Annotated in this window: 19 protein-coding genes; 11 read left to right on the top strand and 8 right to left on the bottom strand. The window is 62.6% G+C overall.

The window, feature by feature from the left end; genetic code table 11:
- Positions 1–4: 4 nt before the first annotated feature.
- From BJP07_RS11315 to BJP07_RS06310, 3 genes are all read right to left on the bottom strand, one after another.
- Complete coding sequence (locus BJP07_RS11315; RefSeq protein ID WP_071566653.1) at positions 5–1,186, bottom strand: hypothetical protein; 1,182 nt, start codon at positions 1,184–1,186, stop codon at positions 5–7.
- Positions 1,187–1,202: 16 nt separating this feature from the next.
- Positions 1,203–2,342, bottom strand: coding sequence for an alpha/beta hydrolase family protein (locus tag BJP07_RS06315; RefSeq protein WP_177222531.1), 1,140 nt, complete (start codon positions 2,340–2,342; stop codon positions 1,203–1,205).
- Between the two features lie 538 nt (positions 2,343–2,880).
- The gene (locus tag BJP07_RS06310) at positions 2,881–4,167 is read right to left on the bottom strand and encodes an alpha/beta hydrolase family protein (RefSeq protein ID WP_071566652.1); all 1,287 of its coding nucleotides are present in this window, start codon (positions 4,165–4,167) and stop codon (positions 2,881–2,883) included.
- 107 nt (positions 4,168–4,274) lie between these two features.
- On the opposite strand from BJP07_RS06310, the gene lpdA reads away from it, so the two are divergent.
- The 8 genes from lpdA to BJP07_RS06270 all read left to right on the top strand — a co-directional run bounded on the left by lpdA (position 4,275) and on the right by BJP07_RS06270 (position 12,459).
- Positions 4,275–5,687 carry a dihydrolipoyl dehydrogenase gene (gene lpdA, locus BJP07_RS06305; RefSeq protein WP_143109690.1) on the top strand — a complete coding sequence of 471 codons (1,413 nt, stop codon included), beginning with the start codon at positions 4,275–4,277 and terminating at the stop codon, positions 5,685–5,687.
- Positions 5,688–6,426: 739 nt separating this feature from the next.
- Positions 6,427–7,200 (top strand): succinate dehydrogenase cytochrome b subunit, encoded by a 774-nt coding sequence (locus tag BJP07_RS06300; RefSeq protein ID WP_071566651.1) that lies wholly within the window; start codon positions 6,427–6,429, stop codon positions 7,198–7,200.
- Between the two features lie 22 nt (positions 7,201–7,222).
- Complete coding sequence (locus BJP07_RS06295; protein ID WP_071566650.1) at positions 7,223–9,241, top strand: fumarate reductase/succinate dehydrogenase flavoprotein subunit; 2,019 nt, start codon at positions 7,223–7,225, stop codon at positions 9,239–9,241.
- Positions 9,241–9,990 carry a succinate dehydrogenase/fumarate reductase iron-sulfur subunit gene (locus BJP07_RS06290; protein WP_071566649.1) on the top strand — a complete coding sequence of 250 codons (750 nt, stop codon included), beginning with the start codon at positions 9,241–9,243 and terminating at the stop codon, positions 9,988–9,990. The genes BJP07_RS06295 and BJP07_RS06290 overlap by 1 nt, the downstream gene beginning before the upstream one ends.
- 30 nt (positions 9,991–10,020) lie before the next feature.
- Complete coding sequence (locus BJP07_RS06285; RefSeq protein ID WP_071566648.1) at positions 10,021–10,389, top strand: hypothetical protein; 369 nt, start codon at positions 10,021–10,023, stop codon at positions 10,387–10,389.
- A 72-nt stretch (positions 10,390–10,461) separates the two neighbouring features.
- Positions 10,462–11,742: a DUF445 domain-containing protein gene (locus tag BJP07_RS06280; protein ID WP_071566647.1), complete on the top strand. Its 1,281-nt coding sequence runs from the start codon at positions 10,462–10,464 to the stop codon at positions 11,740–11,742.
- Between the two features lie 13 nt (positions 11,743–11,755).
- Entirely contained in the window at positions 11,756–12,145 is a 390-nt protein-coding gene (locus BJP07_RS06275) for a CGLAU_01105 family protein (RefSeq protein ID WP_071566646.1), read from the top strand.
- On the top strand, positions 12,145–12,459 hold the full coding sequence (locus BJP07_RS06270; protein WP_369822326.1) for a DUF2516 family protein: 315 nt from the start codon (positions 12,145–12,147) through the stop codon (positions 12,457–12,459). Before BJP07_RS06275 ends, BJP07_RS06270 begins: the two co-directional genes overlap by 1 nt.
- Here the strand turns inward: BJP07_RS06270 and BJP07_RS06265 are convergent.
- The 3 genes from BJP07_RS06265 to BJP07_RS06255 are packed head-to-tail and all read right to left on the bottom strand — an operon-like array spanning position 12,447 to position 14,468.
- Positions 12,447–13,175, bottom strand: a complete 729-nt coding sequence (locus BJP07_RS06265; protein ID WP_071566645.1) for a DUF2993 domain-containing protein — start codon at positions 13,173–13,175, stop codon at positions 12,447–12,449. The two genes, BJP07_RS06270 and BJP07_RS06265, sit on opposite strands and share 13 nt — an antisense overlap.
- 5 nt (positions 13,176–13,180) lie before the next feature.
- Complete coding sequence (locus tag BJP07_RS06260; RefSeq protein WP_071566669.1) at positions 13,181–13,999, bottom strand: SAM-dependent methyltransferase; 819 nt, start codon at positions 13,997–13,999, stop codon at positions 13,181–13,183.
- Positions 13,992–14,468, bottom strand: a complete 477-nt coding sequence (locus BJP07_RS06255; protein WP_071566668.1) for a DUF2505 domain-containing protein — start codon at positions 14,466–14,468, stop codon at positions 13,992–13,994. The genes BJP07_RS06260 and BJP07_RS06255 overlap by 8 nt, the downstream gene beginning before the upstream one ends.
- Between BJP07_RS06255 and BJP07_RS06250 the strand changes: the two genes are divergently transcribed.
- Positions 14,430–15,488: a UDP-N-acetylmuramate dehydrogenase gene (locus tag BJP07_RS06250; RefSeq protein ID WP_071566667.1), complete on the top strand. Its 1,059-nt coding sequence runs from the start codon at positions 14,430–14,432 to the stop codon at positions 15,486–15,488. The genes BJP07_RS06255 and BJP07_RS06250 overlap by 39 nt on opposite strands.
- Before the next feature lie 4 nt (positions 15,489–15,492).
- Here the strand turns inward: BJP07_RS06250 and BJP07_RS06245 are convergent, their stop codons facing one another.
- Together BJP07_RS06245 and BJP07_RS06240 are read right to left on the bottom strand one after the other, a co-directional pair.
- Positions 15,493–17,208 carry a long-chain-fatty-acid--CoA ligase gene (locus tag BJP07_RS06245; protein WP_369822327.1) on the bottom strand — a complete coding sequence of 572 codons (1,716 nt, stop codon included), beginning with the start codon at positions 17,206–17,208 and terminating at the stop codon, positions 15,493–15,495.
- 30 nt (positions 17,209–17,238) lie between these two features.
- Positions 17,239–18,936, bottom strand: a complete 1,698-nt coding sequence (locus tag BJP07_RS06240; protein WP_071566643.1) for a long-chain-fatty-acid--CoA ligase — start codon at positions 18,934–18,936, stop codon at positions 17,239–17,241.
- A 128-nt stretch (positions 18,937–19,064) separates the two neighbouring features.
- Between BJP07_RS06240 and BJP07_RS06235 the strand changes: the two genes are divergently transcribed.
- Both BJP07_RS06235 and mshA read left to right on the top strand, forming a co-directional pair.
- The gene (locus tag BJP07_RS06235) at positions 19,065–20,033 is read left to right on the top strand and encodes a MinD/ParA family protein (protein WP_071566642.1); all 969 of its coding nucleotides are present in this window, start codon (positions 19,065–19,067) and stop codon (positions 20,031–20,033) included.
- Positions 20,034–20,046: 13 nt separating this feature from the next.
- Complete coding sequence (gene mshA, locus BJP07_RS06230) at positions 20,047–21,312, top strand: D-inositol-3-phosphate glycosyltransferase (protein WP_071566641.1); 1,266 nt, start codon at positions 20,047–20,049, stop codon at positions 21,310–21,312.
- Positions 21,313–21,592: the final 280 nt, after the last annotated feature.

Here is a 21,592-nt window from a genome sequence, read left to right as displayed (position 1 = left end):
GCCTCTACCTTAGCCGGAGCGCCACCAAATGCACCGCCGCCCCCGCCAGCGGGCCCGCGAACAGGGCCGTGACCACGACGGAGTGGACGTCGACACCCACGAGCCGCGGCATCACCCCCAGCACCGCGAACGCCACCGCCGTCGCCGTCAGCCACCCCGCGACGTACCAGCCGTGCCGCTCCAGCGACAGCACCGCCACCCCCGTAATAATCAGCGCGCCCATAAACGCCGACGCAAAGGTGAGCACCCCAAGCGTCAGCCCATCGACGTAAAACTCCGGGTCAAACGCCAATTTCAAAATCCAAGGGCCCACCGCCCACGCCGCAACAAAGCCCACAACACCCAAGCCGAGCACCGCAGCGACCGGCTGCACCAACGCCGCAACCAACGCTTCTCGACGCTCCACAAACCTCACCACCAGCGCCGACTGGAACCGCTGCAACGGCACCAACACCGGCGCCCGCGTCAAAATCACCGCGTTCATAATCGCCGCCACCGACGCTTGCGGAAACGCGGCGTTCACCGCCGTCGGGAAGCCCGTAATCAGCGCCGCCGACGCCCCCGACGCCACCATCGCCGTCAACACCCGGCGCACAAACACCCCACGATGCACATCCAGCGGCACCCGCAAATGCTCCCGACGCAACACCACCAGCCAGCTCAACGCGCCGACCACCGTAATCACCAGAAACACCGGCAGCCCCCACCCCAGCGCCCACGCCGCCAACGCCAATACCAGCCGCACACCCGAATCCAACGCCACCAACGCCGCGTAACGCTCCCACAACTGCGCGCCACTGAGCACCCCGCCCAGCACAGCCTGGAACGTATACATCACCAGGCCAACCTGTAGCAACGCAGTGGCCGTCAGCGTGCTCCCGGGGACAACGGTGCCGATAAACAGCGCGCCCGCGACAGTCACCACAACAACCACCACCAGCGCCGTCCACGCCCCCAACCGCCACGGATTCGCCGAACCACGCCGGCCATCCTCGCGCGCCGCAGCGACGGCGCGGGTCGTCTCGTGGGTGAGGCCGTCAATAAGCCCGGTGGACGCGAAGAACAACCCCCAATACGCAGCGAAGTAGCGGTAGGCCGTGTCGGCGTCGAGTGCCTTCGACGCCACCCACAACACCACAAAGCCACTCACCGCCGCGAACAGCGTGGCAAAAGAAAGGTGCTTCACCTTGGCCTACATTGCCTTACATTCCGAACGACGGCGCGATCGTCGTAAACCACGCCTTGTGCAGATCCTCGCGCCAGTACGGCCACGAGTGCGTCCCCGCATTCCGGAACTCATAATGCGCCGGAATGTTCAAGCCCTCCAGCTTCGCGCGCAAATCATGCGAACACTTATTAATTGCCGCCTCAATCACGCCGCCCTCAACCTGCAAAATCGCCGAACCCACACCAGCCGCGGGCTGCGACAACCCCTGTCCAACCAGGTAGCTCACCTGGTCAGAACGTCCAGCGAGGCCAGTGCCCGTCGAAATGTACAAGCGGGTCCCGCGCAACTTCTCCGCATTCACAAGCGCATCGTTATAGCGGTTATTCGGGCTGCCCATCGGGCCCCACATCATCTCCGGAGTCACCGTCCGGTAATCCAACGTTCCCGACGCCCTATTCACCGTAATCCGACCAAACTGGTACGCATCAGGCGACGATGTCGCCGCACACCCCGAGAACGACGCCGCCGACTTATAAAACCCCGGGTAGTGCGTCGGCAACACCAGGGACGTGGTTCCCGACATCGAGAAGCCCACAATCGAACGACGATTCCTATCCGCCCCCAGCAGCCCCTCAATCGGGCCCGGCAACTCCTTCACCAGGAACGTCTCCCACTTCTGCGGACCGTTAATGTAGCGCGAGCGCACATTGTCACTCACCCAATCCGTGTAGTACGAAAACGCGCCCTCCTGCGGAATCACAACATTGACGCCCTTACCCGCAAAAAAGTCACGAGCATCACTCATACTCAACCAGTCCTGGTGCTGCTCCGCACCACCAGCGCCATTGAGCAAGTAAATCGTCGGCGCGTTCTGCACGCGCTGCCCAGCAGTATTCGTCGCAGGCAACACCGCCACCGGAATATCCCGACGCATCGACGGCGAATACACCAAGTAGCTCAGCACCCGCTTATGGTCGACCTGGCTCACCCACTTCTGCGGCTTCCCATCCGTCTTCGCCAACGGCGGATTCTCGACAGCATTCCAGGGCTTCACGGTGCCCACAGACTGGGCTACCGCCTTGGGCGTGAGGGCCGGAACAGTCTGGACAGCAGACAAAGGAATGGCCACAGCCATCGCTGCAGCCACAACCGAACGAGTGATGCGCTTCAACATGAAAGACATCCTACTTTACAGATGTGACAATTGGGGCTTCTGATGCCACTTCGTTCGGCGTTTCATGCAAGAATGTGGGAAGTATTTCATTCGTACAGAATTTCTCTTTGAAAGAAGGTAGTTGCAATGAACCCGATCGAGTCCATGCAGGTTGCTATCAACACCGTCCTCGGCGAGCTGATTCACTTCGGCTCCTCCACGTCCTCCACCATCGCGTACGGCATGGGGCTGTTCTAGGTCCTCGCTTGTTTCCGCCCGTCGCGCCACCTTTTGTTGGGTGGTGCGGCGGGTTTTGTGTTTGGTGTCGATGGTTTGAGGGGTGCGCACCAAATTCCTGTTTTTGGGGACGGGGTATGAGCGTTTCCCCAGGGCGCCGGGTTTGGGTGGGGGAATTTGGTGTCGAGGCTTTCAAGGGGCGCACCAGATTCCTATTTTTTGGAAGAGGGCATGAGCGTTTCCCCAGGTCGCAGTCCTTAAGGGAGGGAATTTGGTGCCTAGCAGCTATGGTGCGCGGCCCTGACGTGCCTAAAGAAAGGCGCTAAACCCCAAGCGCCGGCTTGATGGTCTGCTTCCAGGCGAGCTCCAGGTCTTCCTTCCAGATGCGCCAGGAATGGGTGCCGGTGGCGCGCAGGTTGGCGTTGTATGGGATGTCGTTGGCCTTCAGTTTGACCAGCAGGTCGTGGGTGCAGGCGTTCATGGCGGCTTCGATCACGCCGCCCTCGACGATGAGGGTCTGCGCATTCGCAGAGGCCTGGATGAAGTCCATGTTACGGGTCTTGCGGAGGAAGCCGACGGTGTCGCTTTCGGCGAAGAGGCCGGTTGCGCTGGAGATGTACAGTTTGGTGCCCTTGAGCTTCTCCGCGTTGACGAGGGCGTCATTGTGGCGGTTGTACTCGCTGCCGGCGCGGCCCCACATTTCTTCAGGTTTGGCGCCGCCGCGGTTGACGGTCAGGTTGACCCAGCCGTTCGGGATGCCCGTGGAGGTAGCGGCGCAGCCCGAGAAAGAGCCGACGGCGGCGTATTTGCCTGGGTTGTGCTCAGCGAGGAGGAGAGCTGAGGTGGCGGACATGGAGAACCCGACGACGGCGCGCTTGTCCTTCTTGGCGCCGAGGTAGGGCTCGATGGCGTCGGGAAGCTCGGAGCCCAGGAATGTGGACCACAACTGCTTTCCTTGCAGGTATGGGGTGTCGGGCTCGTAGAGCCAGTCGATGTAGTAGGAGAACGCACCAGCCATCGGGATGACGACGTTTACCGATCTATCTTTAAACACATCGTTTACAACGTCCCAGGCCTGGGCGATCCAGTCGGTGTCCTGTTCGGAGCCGCCGGCGCCGTTGAGGAGGTAGACGGTGGGGGCGTCGGGTACGTCTGCGCGGATCACGCCGACGGGGATGTCGCGTTCCATGGCGGGGGAGTAGACGCTGAGCTTTTCGGAGCCTCTAATGCCGTCGATGTCGGTAAACCACCGCTGGTCCTTATCCTTACCGTAGGGTTTCTTCGGTGCGGTCTCCAGCTTCTTCACGCGCTTGATGGCGTCGTTTGTGGTTTCGGAGCCCTCGGATGTGGGGATGTCGGCGTCGTCAAGCGTGGGTTCGGTGCTGTCCTCCTCGACGACTTCGACGACCGTCGTTTCCTCAACCTGGGTTGTGGTCGTGGTGGTCTTTGAGGAAGGGGTCGTCGTCGCCTCACTTATCGACGTTTCCTCTACGCTCTGGGCGGCAGAAATGGTCGTTGCCTGTTCCTCGGATGGTGAAACGGCATACCAGCCTCCTGCAGCGATCGCGACGGCGGCGGCTCCGGCGATGGCTGGGCGCGCAATATTCACGGGGTGCTCCTCAACTATTTGTAGGTGGTGAAGGGGGTCCTTCAAGCATTCTATTAAAGTGTCCGATATTGAGGCGAAAACGTTACAAGCAACGTATCCTATGTGACGTGACTAAAGAGCATTATGACGTTGTTGTCCTCGGCGCTGGCCCTGGTGGCTATGTCGCCGCCATCCGAGCATCGCAGCTTGGGCTGAAGACTGCGGTGATTGAGAAGCAGTACTGGGGAGGTGTGTGCCTCAATGTTGGGTGTATTCCGTCGAAGTCGTTGATTAAGAACGCGGAGATCGCCCACATCTTTAACCATGAAGCGAAGACGTTCGGCATCAAGGGTGATGTCGAATTCGATTACGCAGATGCCCACAAGCGCTCCCGCAAGGTTTCCGAGAAGATCGTCGGCGGCGTGCACTACCTGATGAAGAAGAACAAGATCCAGGAGATTCACGGTCTTGGCTCCTTCACCGACTCCAACACGATCGAGATCACCGAGGGTGACGACAAGGGCACAACCGTCACCTTCGACAACTGCATCATCGCGACCGGCTCCGTCGTGCGCACCCTGCCAGGCATTGAGTTGAGCAAGAACGTTGTCTCCTACGAGGAGCAGATCCTCAACGAGGACGCGCCGAAGTCCATGGTCATCGTGGGTGCGGGCGCTATCGGCATGGAGTTCGCCTACGTGCTGTCCAACTACGACGTGGACGTCACCGTTATCGAGTACATGGATCGCGTCCTGCCGAACGAGGACAAGGATGTGTCCAAGGAAATCGCGAAGGCGTACAAGAAGCTCGGCGTCAAGCTCATGACCGGCCACGCAACCACTGCCGTGCGCGACAACGGCGACTCGGTCGAGGTGGACGTCAAGAAGAATGGCACCGACACAACCGAGACGCTCACTGTTGACCGTGTGATGATCTCCGTCGGCTTCGCCCCGCGCGTCGAGGGCTACGGCTTGGGCAAGGCTGGTGTCGAACTTACCGAGCGCGGCGCCATCGCCATCGATGACCGCATGCGTACCAACGTCGACGGCATCTACGCCATCGGCGACGTCACCGCGAAGCTGCAGCTCGCGCACGTTGCGGAGGCGCAGGGCATCATCGCCGCCGAAACCATCGCGGGTGCCGAAACCCTCGAGATCGAGGACTACATGATGACGCCGCGCGCCACCTTCTGCAACCCTCAGGTCGCCTCCATGGGCTACACCGAGGAGCAGGCGAAGGAGAAGTGGCCAGACCGCGAAATTAAGGTTGCGACCTTCCCGTTCTCTGCGAACGGCAAGGCGGTGGGCCTGGCGGAGACCGCGGGCTTCGGCAAGATTGTCGCCGACGCAGAGTACGGCGAGATCCTTGGCGCCCACCTGGTTGGCGCCAACGTTGCCGAGCTGCTGCCGGAGGTTGTCCTCGCCCAGCGTTTCGACCTCACCGCCGGCGAAATCGCACGCTCCATCCACATCCACCCAACCCTGTCTGAGGTGCTCAAGGAAGCGGCTCACGGCATCGAAGGCCACATGATTAACCTGTAGCTTTCCTTCCTGCTCCATCTTTTCGACGCCCGGTCCCACCATCCGGTGGGGCCGGGTTTCGCGTTGCGTGGGTGGGATTGCTTGTTTGCTTACTTCAGTCCGTCCCTGGAGATCCCTCGCCTCGTTCGCCCTGCCCCGGCCCGCCCCGGCCTGCCCCGTGTGAAAAGTTCCCACGCCCGGGAACTACTTGGCCTCTGAGGCCGGTTACCGTCGACCAACACCTTTATTTCCCCAGGTCGCGACTTGTGTCTACGAAGATAGTTCCCAAGCCCACTACTTCTTCGCACCACATTCCTGTTTTTCGGCGAGCCGGTTTGCAAAACCCCAGGTCCCACAAACCTAGCGAAGGAATTTGGTGCGCACCCGGCCCGCCTTCACGCTTCAAGCAATTTGAGGTGCGTTGGAGGCAAGTTCTGGGGCGTGTTGGCTGTGTGATGCGAAATGCACTAGCACATCCGGTTCGCGGTTTTTGAAGCACGCTTTGTGCTACCGACCTTTGGGGGTAATTCCGCGATTTTACAGACGTGAAAGACTATCAGTGAGTAATATCACAAATTAGGTTTACCTTGGTTTGTTCTCATACTGAATATATGCAGGGTGTCGCCATGCTAAAAATTCTGACAATTTGTCAAGCGCGCCAATCTTGTGAATTTTGGGTGAAAGTTAGACGAAAGAAACATGCCCTGACTAGGTAATAGTGAAGGTTGGTGCCTAAAGTGGTTGTGACACTGGAGGTGCCATGACTGTACAAAAAACAGACCGTGAAGCAATTCGTCACGGAAAAATTACTGAGAAGTCGCTACGAGAGCGACCAGGGATCCCAACATGGGCAGTAAAGCTCGAAATGGCCATCACTGGCCTCATCTTCGGACTCTTCCTGCTTGTTCACATGGTGGGCAACCTGAAAATTTTCATGCCGCTCAAGGCTGATGGCGGCGCACACATCGATGACTACGGCGAGTGGTTCCGCACGTTTGGTGAGCCACTGTTCCCGCGCGGGGGATTCCTGTGGATCCTCCGTATCGTGCTGCTGACCTGCCTGATCCTGCACGTGTATGGTGCGTTTGCTCTGAAGAAGCGCTCCGCCGAGTCGCGCGGTACGTTCAAACGTACGAACCTGATGGGGGGCTGGCAGTCCACCGCGACGCGTTGGATGCTGGTGACCGGCGTCATCCTGCTGCTGTTCATCATCTTCCACATCCTGGACCTGACCGCGGGCACGGTTGTTGCTTCTGACCAGTTCGTTCACGGCAATGTTCGCGACAACCTGATTGCAACCTTCGCTCCTGAGCGTTGGTACGTGACCTTGTTCTATGTGGTTGCCATGCTGGCACTGCTGCTGCACCTGACGCACGGTGTGTACCTGGCGGTTTCTGACCTTGGATGGCTCGGCGAGCGTGGACGCGGCGTGATGGTCGTGTTGGGGTACGTGCTGCCGTTCATCGTCGTGCTTGGCAACGTCATCATGCCACTGGCCATTATGGCTGGTCTTATCCCGGGATACACCCGCTAACGGCTGATTAGGAGAAACTTTAATGACTACCTCTTTGAACCAGACGCAGGACGAGGTGTTCCGCCAGCCGGAGTCCTCGGCTCCTGGTGTCACCATTGGTCGCATTCTTGATAATGCGATGCCGGACCGCCACGAGGTTCGGATGAAAGACATGTGGGAGTACCAGAAGGACCACATGCAGCTGGTGTCCCCGCTGAACCGTCGCAAGTTTAAGGTGCTCGTTGTTGGTACCGGCTTGGCTGCCGGTGCTTCTGCCGCCGCGTTGGGCGAGTTGGGCTATCAGGTACAGGTTTTCACGTACCATGATGCTCCTCGTCGTGCACACTCCATCGCAGCGCAGGGTGGCGTCAACGCCGCCCGCGGCAAGAAGGTTGATAACGACGGCGCGTACCGCCACGTGAAGGACACCGTGAAGGGCGGCGACTACCGCTGCCGTGAGGCTGACTGCTGGCGCTTGGCTGTCGAGTCGGTGCGCGTGATCGACCACATGAACGCTATCGGTGCTCCGTTCGCGCGTGAGTACGGTGGCGGTCTTGCTACTCGTTCCTTCGGTGGTGTGCAGGTCTCCCGTACGTACTACACCCGTGGCCAAACAGGCCAGCAGCTGCAGCTGTCCACCGCGTCGGCGCTGCAGCGTCAGATTCACCTGGGTAACGTTGAGATCTTCACGCACAACGACCTGATCGATCTGATCATTACTGAGGAAGACGGCAAGAAGCGTTGCCGCGGTATTGTTACCCGCAACCTGATTGACGGCTCCCTGACCCCGTTCACCGGCCACGCTGTTGTGCTGGGTACCGGCGGCTACGGCAACGTGTACCACAAGACCACGTTGGCGAAGAACTCGAACTCTTCCGCGATGATGCGTGCGCACGAGCTTGGTGCGTACCTGGCGTCGCCGGCGTTCATTCAGTTCCACCCGACCGGCCTGCCGCTGAACGCGAGCTGGCAGTCGAAGACGACGCTGATGTCCGAGTCCCTGCGTAACGACGGCCGCATCTGGACCCCGAAGGAAAAGGGCGACGACCGCGACCCGAACACCATTCCAGAGGACGAGCGCGATTACTTCCTGGAGCGTCGCTACCCGGCGTTCGGTAACCTCGTGCCACGTGACGTTGCGTCCCGTGCTATTTCGCAGCAGCTCAACGCCGGTTTCGGTGTTGGTCCGCTGCACAACTCGGCGTACCTGGACTTCAAGGATTCCATCGAGCGCCTCGGCGAGGATGTCATCCGTGAGCGTTACGGCAACCTCTTCGAGATGTACAAGGATTCCACCGGCGAGAACCCATACAAGGCTCCGATGCGTATTGCGCCGACGGTGCACTTCTCCATGGGTGGCCTGTGGACTGACTTCAACGAGATGACGTCTATCGACGGCCTCTTCGCAGCAGGCGAGTGCTCCTGGACCTACCACGGTGCGAACCGCCTGGGCGCGAACTCGCTGCTGTCCGCATCGGTTGACGGTTGGTTCACCATTCCGTTCACGGTGCCGAACTACCTGGCGGATCACCTCAATGAGCCGGTGTACGCAGAGGACGCACCTGCATCCGTCGAGGCTGTACAGCGTGCGCAGCAGCGCATCGACAGCCTGATGAACATCAAGGGCTCCGACCCGCACGGTCCGGAGTACTTCCACGTGAAGCTGGGCGAGATTTTGTACATGCACTGTGGCGTGTCGCGTACCGCCGACAGCCTGCGTGAGGGCATCGACAAGATCCGTGCCCTGCGTAATGATTTCTGGGCGAACCTCCACATCCCAGGTCGCGCTGATGAGATGAACCAGGTGCTCGAGGCTGCGCTTCGCCTGGTTGACTACATCAACCTCGGCGAGCTGATGTGTATTGACGCACTTGACCGCAACGAGTCCTGTGGTGCTCACTACCGCATGGACCACCTCACCGAAGACGGCGAGGCCGCTCGTGACGACGAGAACTGGTGCTTCGTCTCCGCATGGGAGACCGTGGGCAATGACCAGTTCGTGCGTCACGCCGAGCCACTGTACTTCGATTCGATCCCACTGATGACGAGGAACTACAAGTAATGAAACTGACACTTGAGATCTGGCGTCAGGCCGGACCCGATACTGAAGGCCACTTCGAGACCGTCGAGGTGCCGGACGCAGTTGAGCAGATGTCCATCCTGGAGCTGCTTGACCACGTCAACAACCAATTCGTTGAGGAAGGCAAGGAGCCTTTCACCTACGCTTCTGACTGCCGCGAGGGCATCTGCGGTACCTGTGGTTTGACCATCAACGGTCGCCCACACGGTGCGGACCAGAACGTCCCTGCATGTTTGCAGCGCCTGGTGAACTACAACGACGGCGACACGCTCAAGATTGAGCCGTTCCGCTCCGCTGTGTTCCCGGTAATCAAGGACCTTGTGGTCGACCGCTCCGCGCTCGACCGAGTGATGCAGCAGGGCGGCTACGTCTCCGTCTTCCCGGGCACGGCCCCAGACGCAGACACCCTGTCCGTCAACCACCACGATTCCGAGCTTGCGCTTGACTACGCTGCCTGCATCGGCTGTGGCGCTTGTGTGGCTGCGTGCCCGAATGGCGCCGCGCACCTGTTCACTGGTGCTAAGCTGAAGCACTTGAAGCTGCTGCCACTGGGCAAGCTGGAGCGCAGCCGTCGTGCACGCAAGATGATCGACGAGTTGGAAACCAACTTTGGTCCTTGCTCCCTGTACGGCGAGTGCGCAGACGTCTGCCCTGCGGGCATTCCGCTGGATGCGGTCGGCGCGATTAACGCCGAGCGTGTTCGCGCGGCGGTCCGTGGCGGCGACGACTAAAACGAAAAGTAAACGAGGAAGGAAACAACGATGGCGTCCCAACATGCTGTAGCTGATATCCGCAGTGAGTCGTTCCCTGAGTACGAGGGCAAGATTCAGGACCTGTACGTCGAAGGCTACGACCCGGTGTCGTACTCCGCGCCGCACTCTTCGCTTGTACGTCACTCCACGTGGGTGGCTATGGGCCTGATTTTGGCATCACTGTTCGGTATGGGGCTCGCCATCTGGGGTGCAACTGTTGGCACGTACGGGTACGGCGCGTCTGCTCAGCTCAGCAGCCAGCTCATCCTGTACGGCCTCGTAGAGGCGGTGGTGACGCTCGTCCTCGGCTCCGTCCTGATTGTGAAGGGCCGCGCGGGCTACCGTCAGTACCGTGAGCAGACCGGTCGCGTCAATTAGCGGCTACCTCCAGGTCTCCCCGTCACCATGCTCAGTGTGGTGGCGGGGAGATTTTTTGCTTTAATCAGATGCATGGCAACACATGCGTTGATGGAGCTCACTGAGGCGGACGAGCAGCGTCGTAGGACCCTGCGGAAGTACAAGATCGGGGTGACGGCCCTGCTGGGGCTGATGGCTGTGATCTTTTTGTCGTGCTCGTGGTGGCAGTCGCAGGGCACCGCCCCGTTGTGGGTGGGGTACGTCCGTGCGGCGGCGGAGGCCGGGATGGTCGGCGGACTGGCGGACTGGTTCGCGGTCGCGGCGATTTTCAAGCATCCGATGGGGCTGCCGATTCCGCATACGGCCCTGGTGCCGAACAAGAAGGACCAGGTGGCGGACGCGCTGAGCGACTTCGTCAGCGAGAACTTCCTGAATGCGGAAACTATCACGGAAAAGGTGATGGCGGCGGGTATCCCGGAGCGTGCCGGTACGTGGTTGGCGTTGGAGGAGAACGCGAAGCGGGTGTCGGAGGAAGCCGGCAAATTTACGGTCAAGGCCGTTGAGGCGGTTGACCCTGCGGAGGCGGAGGAGTTCCTCAACTCGCAGGTGATTGACCGGTTCGCGGAGCCGGTCTGGGGTCCGCCGATTGGGCGCGCGCTGGAGGGCTTCATCGCGGACGGCAAGATCGAGCCGCTGGTTGACGACATCGTTGCCTGGGGCAACGAGCGCCTCGCAGGCATGGAGGACGTGATCGTCCGCACGATCGACGAGCGGATGCCCACCTGGGCGCCGAAATTCGCGCGGGACTTGGTCGGCGCGAAGGTGTATAACGAGCTGGTGGCGTTCATGGCGGACGTCGATAAGGACAAGGACCATGAAGCTCGCCGCGCTATTCGACGCCAAATCAACCAGTTCGCGCAGGACCTACAATTCGACGGCGCCATGATCACTCGCGTGGAGGAGCTGAAGGCGGACGTGATGGCGTCGAACGCGGTGCAGAACGCGGCTGCTGGGCTGTGGGGGCAGGTGTCGGCGGCGATTATTGAGTCGGCCTCCGACCCGGAGAGCATGGTGCGTCGAAAGATAGCGTTGACGGTGCACGAGTGGGGTGAGAAGCTTGTCAACGAGCCTGAGACACGTCAGGCAGCGGAGCGCCACCTTCGGAAGTGGACGCACTTCGCGGCGGAGAACGGCGCGGGCCAGATAGTCGGGATCATTTCGGAGACGATTCAGAAGTGGGACGGGCAGGAAGCCGCCGAGAAGATTGAGCTGATGGTGGGCAAGGACCTGCAGTACATCCGCGTGAACGGCACGATTGTGGGTGCATTGGCTGGACTTGTTATATACGCTGTGTCACAGTTGTTGTTTTTCTAAAAGGAGAAGGATTATGTCTGAGAAGAATTCTGGTCTGCGCGATATTGCGGATGCGTTGCTGGTTGCTGGGCAGTCGGTCGGGGAGGCCGTCGGCAAGCTGGGTGACGATGTGACTGAGCAGCTGAAGCAGGCTGTTGACAATGCTCGCAGCACGTTCGATGGTGCTGGCGACGACAAGGAGCTGAAGGACGCAGTGTCCTCCTTTGCAAGCGACGCCGAGTCCATCGTCCGCAACATTGGCGACTCCGCCGAGGCCGACGAGGCAAAGGACGCCCTCAAGCTGGTTGCTGAGGAGATCCGCGACGCGTTTGGCAGCATTGATGCCGACGACGCGAAGCAGCGCATCGACTCCGTGGTTGCGCGTGTGCAGGAGCGCGTCGCTGAGTTCGGCGGCAAGAACTAATGTCGGTTGCGTCCCTGACCAGTGAGCAGCTGATTATGTCGCTGCCCGTGATGGCGAACGCGCTGCTGTTTTGGGTGCTGGCCGTCGCGGGCATCGTGGGGGCAGTGATGGCGGCATCGACACGCCCGGATGCGTTTGAGGCGGCGGGGCGTCAGTCGAAGGGCACGTGGGTGGCGATTTTGGCCGGTTCCGCGTTCGCCTGCATCCTGTCGCTGCCGTTCGTGGCGTGGATCGGCGCGGTCGCCATCGGTGTGTATTTCTTTGATGTGCGGCCGCAGATCAACAATATTTTGCGGGGGAACTACGGCTGGTAGGCCTGGAGTTCGGCGAAGTCCACGTTGTGGCCCTGCATCGTGACGCGGAGGCCACCGGGGACGACGTCGAAGCCGGTGATGCGCATCGCCTGGTCGGTGTACTCGGCCAACCCGTTGGTGAGCGCGTCAGTAATCGCTGAGGAGATTTCATCCGGCAGCGTGTTGCCGAACAGCGACGTGTCGACTGCCTGGACGGAGAACGTGCCGGCGTCGTCGATGACGGGGCGCAGGGAGACCGCCGCGGCGCCACCGCTGAACTCGACGGTGAAGGTGCCGTCCTCGGGGGCGGTGGTCACCTCGGATACGTTGATCAGCGCGGAGAAGAAGTCGTTGTTGATGTTCTGCTGCAGCTGCTTGTTCAGCGTTGCGCGCACGAACTCGCTCGGGACTTCAGTGGTGGCGGTCAGGGTGTCCGCGATGGATTGGCCACTGGCATCAACCTTGATGGAGTCCATCTCTACGGTGGAGGCGGGCTGGCCGGAGGTTTCGTCGCCGTTGACCACCAGAGTGGAAGGTGTGGTCACCGTGATGTGGGGGATCGTGCCGCTCAGCATGCCGAGCGTCAGTGGCGAGGTACCGAAGGAAACCTCGGTGCCCTCCGGGGCTTGGTCACGCATCTGGCTTCCGATGTAGGCGCGAGTGCCGGCTTCAGCGGCGATGAACAGGACCAGGATGGCAGCGAGGATGCCGATGAGGACTTTCCAGACGGTTTTCATGCGCACTAGTGTAGCGACTCACCGCGGGGCGCTACAGCTGCCCAGTCGACGGTGACGGTGTTGTCGCTGAGGCGGCGGCGCACCGGTGTGATTGGCCAGTCGCGGGCGAGTGCCTCGCGGGCGTGGCGCCACCGCACCCGGGGCCCGTGCGGTTCCCAACCTGCGGCGTGTTCCCAGGCGGAGTCGGCGTCGCGAAGAAAGTCGTGGATGCGTTCGCCCGGAACGTTGCGGTGGATGAGCGCTTTCGGCAGGCGTTCGGCCAGGTCGCTGGGCATCGAAATGTCGAATGGGTCCCAGGACAGGGTGAGCGTTTGGGGGCCGGTGGCGTCGAGAAGCACCCAGGTGCTGCGGCGGCCGAGCTCGTCGCAGGTGCCCTCGATGAAGAGACCCCCGGGGGCAAGCTTCGATGTGACGGTGCGCCACACGTCGGGCACTTCCGCGACGTCGTACTGGCGCAGCACGTTGAACACGCGCACCAGATGTGGCCGGTAGCCGGCAAGCTCGAAGCCGCCGAGCTCAAAGCGGACGCCGTCGCGCGGCGGCAGTACCCGCTCGGGGTTGATCTCAAGCCCCACGACCTCAACGTCGGGGTTGATGCGCCGCAGCCAGCCCGCCCACTCGCAGGTGGTGGTGTGGGATGCGCCGTAGCCGACGTCGAGTGCCAGCGGGCACCCCTCGCGCAAAAGCGAAATGACCCGCGCGTTGTGGCGGGTCCATCGATCGCAGCGCCGCAGCCGGTTGATGCCGGTCGTGCCACGGGTAATCACCCCGTAGGGCTGGCCGCGGCCCGCTTGCGAGCGCAGGTTGTGGTGGTGCTTAGAGATTGTTGGTGATCCATTCCTCGGTGAGCTTCGCCTCATTCTCGACGATCTCCTCGAGCGCCTCAGCAACCTTTGGCTCCAGCGCAGCGCCCATGAACGGGATGTCTACCTTGGCCTCGTTGTCGTAGGCCAGGGAGGTGGTGTCACCGTTGTCGGTCAGTGTGATCTCGCCACCGAAGTCGACCGGGGTGCCCTTGACGTCACCGGTGAAGGTGATTGGGTCTTCGCCGGTGTTGACGGTGCGCTTCAGCTTCAGGTCCTGCGAAATCATGGCCTGCGCAGCCTCGGGCAGGATGGACTTCGGCAGAATCTCGAAGAGGATGGCGGTGGAGCCGTCGAACTCGTGAAGCTGGCCTGGCTCCGGCGACAGCTTCTCCGCGATGAACTCCCAGTATTCCTTGCTTGCGAAGGCGTCGCGCACCTTCTGCGCAGGGTGGTTGATGGTTACGGTGATTTCACTACGTGCAGTCATAGTGAACAGACTACCGTTGATGGGGTGTCTGATACATCTTTTGCCTCATTGACAACTCTGCGCGTCGGTGGCACCCCCGCCGATGTGATCCGCTGCGGCACCGCCGAGGACCTCGCGGCGACGGCCGCGCGCCTCGACGCCGCGGGCACGCCACTGCTCATCGTCGGCGGCGGCTCCAACCTTGTCGTCGCCGACGGCCCGCAAGGGGTCACGGCGGTGCTTGTGCGCAACGCGGGCATCGAGCTTATCGACGACACCCTGCTCCGCGTCGGCGCCGGCACCGTCTGGGACGACGTGGTTGCCTTCGCGGTGGAACACGGCCTGTCCGGCATTGAAGCCCTGTCCGGCATCCCCGGCTCCGCGGGGGCCACCCCGGTGCAGAACGTGGGGGCCTACGGCGCCGAGATCGCCGACGTGCTGCACCGCGTCCGCCTGTGGAACCGGGAGACCGGCGTGGACGAATGGGTCGGGGCGGACACCCTCGACTTGGCGTACCGCTACTCCAACCTGAAGTTCACCCACCGCGCCGTGGTCCTCGAAATCGAGCTGCAGCTGACCAGGTCAGACCTTTCGATTCCGCTGCGCCACCTCGGCGGTGAACGCGTACCACTGGCGCAGGCACGCGAGTCCGTCCTGGAGACGCGCCGGGCGAAGGGCATGGTGCTCGACCCAGCCGACCACGACACCTGGTCCGCAGGGTCCTTCTTCACCAACCCGATCGTGGACGCCTCGGTCGCTGACGCAATCGGCATCGAGGGGATGCCGCGCTACCCCCAGGAAGACGGCCGTGTGAAGCTATCCGCCGCCTGGCTCATCGAACGCGCCGGGTTCCCTCGCGGCTACCCAGGCGAGCATGCCCCGGCCCGCCTGTCCACCAAGCACACCCTGGCGCTGACCAACCGGGGCAACGCCAAGACCGACGACATCGTGGCACTCGCCCGCGACGTGCAGGCCGGCGTGGAGCGCGCCTTCGGCGTCCGGCTGGTGCCGGAGCCAGTGTGGGTCGGGATGTCGATCTAGCCACCTACAGCCGGGACAGGAGCTCCTCCTGCACCTTGCGGCGCGATAGCTTGCCCAGCTGGTCCTTTGGTAGTTCCTCGAAGTGGTAGAAGGTGCGCGGAACCTTGTAGCGGGTGAGGTTCTTGCGCGCGAAGTCCTTCAGGCCGTCCGGGTCGAGTGGGGCGCCGTCGCGAAGTGTGACGCAGGCGACGACGTCTTCGGAGCCGTCCTCACGGGGGCGACCGACGACGGCGACGTCGACAACATCGGGGTGGGTGCGCATGACGGTTTCCACCTCGGCGGGGTAGACGTTGAACCCGCCGGTGATGATGAGCTCCTTGAGGCGGGAGACCAGCTTGATGAAGCCGTCCTCCTCCATGACGCCGAGGTCGCCCGTGCAGAACCAGCCGTTGTGGAAGGCCTGCTCGGTGGCTTCGGGGTTGTTGAGGTAGCCGTTGAAGACTTGTGGGCCGCGGGCGAGGATCTCGCCGGGTTCGCCGTAGGGCATGTCCTCATCCAGGTTGTCCGGGTTGGCGATGCGGATCTCGGTGTCCGGGAAGGGGATGCCGATGTAGCCGGCGCGACGGTCCGGGGTGCCCGGGTTGCCGATAAGGATTGGGGAGGTCTCTGTCAGGCCGTAGCCTTCGACGAGGTGGCCGTGGGTGACGCGTTCCCACGCCTCGATGGTTTCGACGGGGAGGGAGGCCGCGCCGGAAAAGCCGGTTTTGACGCCGTCGATGTTGAGGCCTTCGTTGTTGGCGGCGTCGATAATTCGCTCGAACACGGTGGGCACGCCGGGGATGAAGGTGGGCCTGAACTTCTTGATGGAGCTCATGACGAGGTCCATTTTTGGTGCCGGGAGCAGGTCCACTTCGGAGCCGATGAGCACCGTGAGTGTGAGTGAGAATGTCAGCCCGTAGGCGTGGAAGAACGGCAGGGTGGCCAGCATGCGCTGCTGTGTCTCGGACTGCAGGTCCTTGACCCAGGCGACGCCTTGCCACGCGTTGGCGTGCAGGTTCTTGTGCGTGAGCACCGCGCCCTTGGGCTCCCCGGTGGTGCCGGAGGTGTAGAGGATGAGCGCTGGGTCTTCGGGGGAGATATCGGCTTCGGTGTTGAGGTCGTCGCCTTCGCCACCGATAGCGGAGCCGAGCAGTGTCTCCCACGGCACCGTCTTGAGCACCGTGTTGGAGCTTTGCACGGTGAGCTGCTCGCGGGCGTTACGGATTTTCGCAATTGGGATGCGCAGCGCGAGCTGCTGCAGCTTCGGCATGGCTTTGGTCATGTCGACGGAGATGACCGTTTCCAGGTCGGTGGTGGCGCGCAGCGTTTCGAGGGTGTCGGCTGCCTTGTCCCAGGCGATGGCAACGCGCGCCCCGTGGTTCTGGAACTGGGGGCGCAGCTCATTGGCGGTGTAGAGCGGGTTGTGCTCGACGACGACGCCCCCAAGCTTCTGCACCGCGAAGAAGGCGATGACGTGCTGCGGGCAGTTGGGGAGCAGGATGGCCACGCGGTCACCCTTGCGCACGCCGAAAGCTTTCAGCCCGGCGGCGGCCCGACGGACTTCTTTATCTAGCTCGGCGTACGTCATGGAGCGGCCGAAGAACCTGGTTGCCGGTTTGTCGGCGTTGCGTGCCAGGTTGTCGTCGTAGATGCCTGGCAGCGTGGTGAACCCGTACTCGAGCGAGTGCTCGGTCCACTCGGGGTAGTACTGCAGCCATGGCTTTTTGGTGTTTGCGTCCAAGGTCATGGCACTACCCTACGCTACCGTAACCTATTGGGTGGGCTGCAGCATGGCCACCAATTCCTGCTGTACCGCGCGTCGCCGGACCTTGCCGGTCTGGTCCCGGTTGAGGTCCTCGAAGTGGTAGAAGGTGCGTGGCACTTTGTAGCGGGTCAGGCGTTGTCGGGCGTGCTCTTTCAGACCGTCCGGGTCGAGTGGGGCGCCGTCGCGAAGGGTGACGCAGGCGACGACGTCCTCGGAGCCGTCCTCGCGGGGGCGGCCCACGACCGCGACGTCCTCGACGTCCGGGTGCGTGCGCACTGCTTCCTCGACCTCGTCTGGGTAGACGTTGAAGCCGCCGGTGATGATGATTTCCTTAATGCGTGCCACCAGACGAATGAAGCCGTCGGGCTCCATGACGGCCATGTCGCCGGTGCGGAACCAGCCGTCGTGAAATGCCTGCTTGGTGGCCTCGGGGTTGTTGAGGTAGCCGGAGAATACCTGCGGGCCGCGCGCGAGCAGTTCGCCCGGCTCGCCGTCGGGCATGGTCTCGCTGGGGTTGTCCGGGTTGGCGATGCGGATGTCGGTGTTCGGGAACGGCACGCCGATGTAGCCGGGGCGCCGGTTGCCGTCGAGGGGGTTGCCGCACAGGCACGGGGAGGTCTCGGTGAGGCCGTAGCCTTCGATGAGCTGCCCACCGGTGACCCGTTCCCACAGTTCAATGGTGGATTGCGGCAGGGTTGCGGCGCCGGAGATTGAGCTGTGGAACGAGGAGAGGTCCACATTCTTCTCGACGGCCCACTGCGCAATCCGCTCGTACAGCAGCGGCACACCGGGCAGCAGCGTGGGGCGAGTCTTCAGGATGGCCTGCTGGTAGAGCTTCGGCTTCGGTGCTGGCACGAGCACGATCTGGCCGGCGACGGTCAGCGGGAACCCGTAGTTCAGGGCCAGGCCGTAGATGTGGAACATCGGCAAGATGGCGAGCACCTTCTCGTTAACGGCACCCCAGTCCTTCACCCACTGTGCGCCGGCGGCGAGGACGGAGAGCACGTTCGTGTGCGTCAGCGGCACGCCCTTCGGGGTGCCGGTGGTGCCGGAGGTGTACAGGATGAACGCGGTGTCGGACTGTGTGATGGCAGGCAGGTCCGTGGGGGCTGTCGACTTTGCCACGAGTGACTCCCACGCAATCGCGTTCGGCGCGGGTTTGTGCAGTTCCTCGCGCTGCGCGCGCACCGACCCGAGCGGCACCTGCAGGGCGAGCTGCAGGTGGCGGGGCATGGCGTCGATAAGGTTGACGGCGATGACCGTCTCCAGTGCTGTTGTTTGCTGCAGTGCGTGGAAGGTGTCGGCCTCCCGGTCGAACACGATGGCCACGCGCGCGCCGTGGTCCAAGAATTGTTTCTCTAGCTCGTAGGCGGTGTAGAGCGGGTTGTGCTCGATGGCGACGGCGCCGATGCGCAGGATCGCGGTGATGGCGATGACGTGCTGTGGGCAGTTCGGCAGTGCGATGACAACGCGGTCGCCGGGGGCCACGCCGAGGCGTTGCAGCCCGGCGGCGAGGCGGTTGACCTGCTCGTTGAGGGCCTGGTAGGTGAGTGTTTTGCCCATGAACCAGGTGGCTATGCGGTCCGGGTGGGTCGTGGCGGCGGTATTGAACAGGCTGACGAGGGTGTCGCTGCCGACGATCGGGTTCGGGTCGGTCCATTCGGGGTAGTGCGCGAGCCAGGCTTTGGTTTCGTAGGCACCCATGAACACTCCTTTGTTAGATAGTGGAAAGTAGGTGAGGGAAAGTATAACCTACGGATTGGTAGGTTTTGCTACTTTCCCACATCAGGTACGCTCGTGGGCCACTGGGGAAACACAAGGGGGGAATTCCATTGACCACATTTTTCGACGCCACCACTGACCTCACACCGCCAACCGGCCTCGACCAAAGCAACCTGGTCGATCCCGTGAAAGCGCCACCGAAACAGGGCTGGCGCAAACTCGTCCATACCGCCAGCCGCGGCCGCATCAACCCGGGGCGCTCTCGTGCCCAAGCCGAACGCGACGAACTCATCGACGCCATCCGCGCACCCCTACGCGGCGACTACCGGATCGCCGTCATGTCACTGAAAGGGGGCGTCGGCAAGACAACAACCACCATCGCCCTCGGCGGTGTGTTTGCCGAAACCCGCGGCGACCGCGTCATCGCCATCGACGCCAACCCGGACCTCGGAACGCTTGCGCAACGCGCCACCGCCAACTCGCCCGCTACCATCCGCGACCTCCTACTCGCGCAGGACACCTCGCGATACCCGCAGGTCCGCGCATTCACCAACCAGGCCAGCTCACGCCTCGAAGTCATCGGCTCCGAACGTGACCCGGCCGTCAGCGAAGCCTTCTCCGAACTCGACTACCGCAAAGCCATCGACATCCTGCAACACCACTACAACGTCATCCTCACCGACTGCGGCACCGGCCTCATGCACTCCGCAATGGCCGGCGTCCTCGACCTCGCCAACGCGCTGGTCCTGGTCACCTCTCCAGCCCTCGACGGCGCCCAGTCCGCCGCCGCCACCCTCGACTGGCTCAGCCTCCACGGTTACGACCAGCTCGCCTCCAACGCGGTCGTCGTCATCAGCGCGGGCGCGCCGGGCAAACCCACCATCGACATGGAGCGGCTCACCGAGCACTTCGCCACCCGCACCCGCGCCGTCCACGCCATCCCATACGACCGCCACCTGGCCGAAGGCGCCGTCGTCGATATGGACCGCCTCGCACCCGACACCCTGCGCGCCTACCAGCAACTCGCCGCGACCGTCGCAGCCGACTTCGGGTCGTGGCACCGCCACGCGGTGATGTAATACGCTGGCGGACATGCGCGTCGCCATGATTTCAATGCACACCTCGCCCCTCGAACAGCCCGGCATCGGGGACGCCGGGGGGATGAACGTGTATATCCTCAACATCGCCCAACAGCTCGCGCGCCAAGGCATCGAAGTCGACGTGTTCACCCGCGCCACCCGCCCCAGCCAGTCACAAATCGTTGAGGTCGAGCCCGGCTTCCGGGTCATCCACATCGTCGCCGGCCCCTACGAAGGCCTGCCCAAAGAAGAGCTGCCCACCCAGCTGGCCACGTTCGCCGGCGGCATCGTACAGTTCTGCCGAATTTACGACGCCCACTACGACATCATCCACGCCCACTACTGGCTCTCCGGCCAGGTTGGCTGGCTCCTCGCCGAACTTGCCGACGTCCCCCTCATCTACACCGGCCACACCTGGGCCGCCGTCAAAAACGCCTACGCATCCGGCGCCGAAAGCTCCGAAAGCGAAGCCCGCCGCATCTGCGAACAGCAACTCGTGGACAACGCCGACCGCCTCGTGGTCAACACCGACGACGAAATCACCGAACTGTCCCGCCACTACGACGTCGACGCCGGCAAAATCGCCGTGGTCACCCCCGGCGCCGACACCGAGCTCTACACCCCCGGCACCAACCGCAACACCGAAATGTCACGTCGCCACCTCGGCATCCCCGTCCACGCCAAAGTGGTCGCCTTCGTTGGCCGCCTTCAAGAATTCAAGGGCCCGCAGGTGCTCATCCGGGCCATCGGCCAACTGGTTCGCGACGGGGTCGACTTCCCCCTGCGCGTCCTCATTTGCGGTGGCGCTTCGGGGGGCGGGGTGAGCGTCGATACGTACCAGCGCCTCGCCGAAGAAGAAGGCGTGGGTCACATCGTGCGTTTCCTCGGGCCGCGGCCGCCGCAGGAACTCGTGAACGTGTACCAAGCCGCCGACATCGTTGCCGTGCCCAGCTACAACGAGTCCTTCGGCCTCGTCGCCGTCGAAGCCCAAGCCACCGGCACCCCCGTGGTTGCCGCGGCCGTCGGCGGCCTGCCGATCGTCGTTGCCGACGGCGAAACCGGCACCCTCGTCCCCAGCCACGACCCCGCCGACTGGGCCAGCGCCATCGGTGCGCTCCTCCACGACGACGACACCCGCATCGCCATGGGCCAAACCGCCGTCGCCCAAGCGGGAAGGTTCAGCTGGCGCGAAAGCGCCCACGACCTCACCGGCATCTATCAGGACACCCTCGACCACTTCGACCGCGGCCTCTGCGACCGGAAGGCCATCGGGAGCTAATCGCGTGTTTGTGGGGGCTGCACCAGATTCCTTGATTTGGGGAGGGCACCGTCGCGTTTCTCCAGGTCACTGGGGTTGCATGGGAGAATTTGGTGTCACGCCAGCCGAGCCGAGTGACAAAAGACGCAACCCCCTTTTCACGACCTGGGGTTTTGCCGTAGTCGGCGTGCAGGGAGGATTGCGTCCTTTATCACTGGCTCCCTAATCTATGCACCAGATTCCTTCTTTTGGGGGCGACGACGCATCGTTTCCCCTGGTCGTTTTTCTGTGCGAAGGTTGG

Origin of the sequence: Corynebacterium sp. NML130628 (assembly GCF_001875665.1) — a bacterium.
GTDB lineage: Bacteria > Actinomycetota > Actinomycetes > Mycobacteriales > Mycobacteriaceae > Corynebacterium.
The sequence above is the reverse complement of the archived record's forward strand: the minus strand, read 5'-3'. Positions and strand labels throughout refer to the sequence as shown.

Coding starts and splice junctions, on each gene's coding strand:
- BJP07_RS06315 (WP_177222531.1), bottom strand. CDS start 2,342: ATGTTGAAGCGCATCACTCGTTCGGTTGTGGCTGCAGCGATGGCTGTG.
- BJP07_RS06300 (WP_071566651.1), top strand. CDS start 6,427: ATGACTGTACAAAAAACAGACCGTGAAGCAATTCGTCACGGAAAAATT.
- BJP07_RS06295 (WP_071566650.1), top strand. CDS start 7,223: ATGACTACCTCTTTGAACCAGACGCAGGACGAGGTGTTCCGCCAGCCG.
- BJP07_RS06290 (WP_071566649.1), top strand. CDS start 9,241: ATGAAACTGACACTTGAGATCTGGCGTCAGGCCGGACCCGATACTGAA.
- BJP07_RS06285 (WP_071566648.1), top strand. CDS start 10,021: ATGGCGTCCCAACATGCTGTAGCTGATATCCGCAGTGAGTCGTTCCCT.
- BJP07_RS06280 (WP_071566647.1), top strand. CDS start 10,462: ATGGCAACACATGCGTTGATGGAGCTCACTGAGGCGGACGAGCAGCGT.
- BJP07_RS06275 (WP_071566646.1), top strand. CDS start 11,756: ATGTCTGAGAAGAATTCTGGTCTGCGCGATATTGCGGATGCGTTGCTG.
- BJP07_RS06270 (WP_369822326.1), top strand. CDS start 12,145: ATGTCGGTTGCGTCCCTGACCAGTGAGCAGCTGATTATGTCGCTGCCC.
- BJP07_RS06265 (WP_071566645.1), bottom strand. CDS start 13,175: ATGAAAACCGTCTGGAAAGTCCTCATCGGCATCCTCGCTGCCATCCTG.
- BJP07_RS06255 (WP_071566668.1), bottom strand. CDS start 14,468: ATGACTGCACGTAGTGAAATCACCGTAACCATCAACCACCCTGCGCAG.
- BJP07_RS06240 (WP_071566643.1), bottom strand. CDS start 18,936: ATGGGTGCCTACGAAACCAAAGCCTGGCTCGCGCACTACCCCGAATGG.
- mshA (WP_071566641.1), top strand. CDS start 20,047: ATGCGCGTCGCCATGATTTCAATGCACACCTCGCCCCTCGAACAGCCC.